A 2,204-nucleotide genomic window follows, 5' to 3' on the forward strand; every position below is an offset into this window, starting at 1 on the left:
GGGTGCTCCCCGCAGCGAAATAAAGGAGGAGCCCGAAGGGCGGGGGACATTCGCGGAGGGGAGTACCCGGTGGCCTGCGCACACGCCCTGGAAAAGGCAAGGCAGCTAAGGAAACCCCCGATACATGAGTGGTCATCGACCACCTAGCATCGACGGCTGTTTCCCTGTCGAGGTGTACGGAACGCGTCCCGGCGTCCGCCCGGTGACATGGCTTTTGGCCTCACTGACCTTCCTGCGATGACAACTCCACCCGAGTCCGGCCCCACGCTGGACGCCGCCAGCCCCATCCCCCCCGACATCGAAGCCGCCGACGAACCCACCAAGGTGCCATTGGCCATCGAAGACTGGCTCACCGTCATCATCATGGGCGCCCTGGCGCTCATCACCTTTGCCAACGTGCTGGTGCGCTACTTCACCGATTCGTCCTTCGCGTGGACCGAAGAGTTCTCGGTGTTCCTCATGATCATGCTGGCGCTGGTGGCCGGCTCGGCCGCCGTGGCGCGCGACCGGCATATTCGCATCGAGTACTTCTCCGAGAGCGGCTCGATGGCGCGGCGCAAGCGGCTAGCGCAGTTTGGCGCGCTGATGATCGCCATTCTGTTCACCCTCATCGGCGCGCTCAGCATCCGCATGGTGTGGGACGACTACCGCTTTGAAGAAACGACGCCGGGCATCGGCCTGCCCGCGTGGTGGTATTCGATCTGGCTGCCTATCGTGTCCTTCGCCATCGCGCTGCGCGCCATCGGCCTCATGGTCCGTCGCGGCCGCAAGAAAAACTACAAGTCAGAAGACACCAAGTGATCGCTACCCTGCTCTTTGTCGCCTTCGTCGTGATGATGCTGGTGGGCGTGCCCATCGGCGCCGCACTGGGCCTGGCGGGCGCCGCCTGCATCGCGCTGGCCAACAGCGACGCCCAGTGGTTCGGCCTGCTCGCCGTGCCGCAGAACTTCTATGCCGGCCTGGGCAAGTATCCGCTGCTGGCCATTCCGATGTTCGTGCTGGTCGGCTCCATCTTCGACCGCTCGGGCGTGGCGCTTCGCCTCGTCAACTTTGCCATTGCCATCGTGGGCCGCGGCCCCGGCATGCTGCCGCTGGTGGCCATTGCGGTGGCGATGTTCCTCGGCGGCATCTCCGGCTCCGGCCCGGCCAACGCGGCGGCCGTGGGCGCCGTGATGATCGCGGCCATGTCGCGCGCCGGCTACCCGGCGGCGTTTTCCGCCAGCGTGGTGGGCGCGGCGGCGGCCACCGACATCCTGATTCCGCCTTCGGTCGCGTTCATCGTGTATTCGGTGCTGGTGCCGGGCGCCTCGGTGCCGGCGCTGTTTGCGGCCGGCATGATCCCGGGCGTGATGGCCGGCCTGGCGCTGATGATTCCGGCGGTGCTGCTGGCCCGCAAGCACAAGATGGGCGCGCTCGAATCGACGCTGCCGCGCCCACCGTTCTGGAAGAGCTTTCGCGAAGCGACCTGGGGGCTGGCGGCGCCGGTGCTCATTCTGGGCGGCATGCGCGCCGGCTGGTTCACGCCGACCGAAGCGGCGGTGGTGGCGGTGTTCTACGGCCTGTTCGTGGGCATGTGCATTCACCGGACCATCAAGGTGCGCGACCTGTTCGTGATCTTGCGCGAGTCGGGCGAACTCTCTGCGGTGATTCTGCTGGTGGTGTCGCTGGCGGGCATCTTCGCGTATTCGCTGTCGACGCTGGGCGTGATCGACCCGGTGACGCGCGCCATCGTCAACTCGGGCCTGGGCGAGTACGGCATCCTGGCGCTGCTGATATTGCTGCTGATCACTGTCGGCATGTTCCTGGACGGCGTGTCGATTTTCCTGATCTTCGTGCCGCTGCTGCTGCCGATCGTGCAGTACTACAAGTGGGACCCGGTGTGGTTCGGCGTGATCCTCACGCTGAAGGTGGCGCTGGGCCAGTTCACGCCGCCGCTCGCGGTCAACCTGATGGTGTCGTGCCGCATCGCGAATGTGCGCATGGAAGAGACGGTGCGATGGGTGGGGTGGATGCTGTTCTCGATGTTCGTGGTGATGGTGCTGGTCATCGTCTTCCCGGAGCTGGCTTTGTGGTTGCCTCGCAAGTTGGGGTATTGACGATGTTTGCTTTGGTTGGCGGCCGCTGCTTTTCGGGGCGCGCTCACGCCGACGGGGTACCTTGCTCCGCGAATGTCCCCCGCCCTTCGGGCTCCTCCTTTATTTCGC

2 protein-coding genes are annotated in these 2,204 nt (G+C 65.5%); both read left to right on the forward strand.

Annotated features, from left to right (window positions below; translation table 11 throughout):
* Positions 1-237 precede the first annotated feature (237 nt).
* Positions 238-801, forward strand: coding sequence for a TRAP transporter small permease (locus tag AC1RVW_RS30750; protein ID WP_081268393.1), 564 nt, complete (start codon positions 238-240; stop codon positions 799-801).
* A complete protein-coding gene (locus AC1RVW_RS30755) occupies positions 798-2,096 on the forward strand; it encodes a TRAP transporter large permease (RefSeq protein WP_106935776.1) in 1,299 nt (432 codons plus the stop codon). Before AC1RVW_RS30750 ends, AC1RVW_RS30755 begins: the two co-directional genes overlap by 4 nt.
* Positions 2,097-2,204 lie beyond the last annotated feature (108 nt).

This window comes from Variovorax sp. MPBD4-3, assembly GCF_058809745.1.

What these genes read in the sequence shown, in the direction of transcription:
- AC1RVW_RS30750 (WP_081268393.1), top strand. Translation starts at nt 238, where the DNA reads ATGACAACTCCACCCGAGTCCGGCCCCACGCTGGACGCCGCCAGCCCC.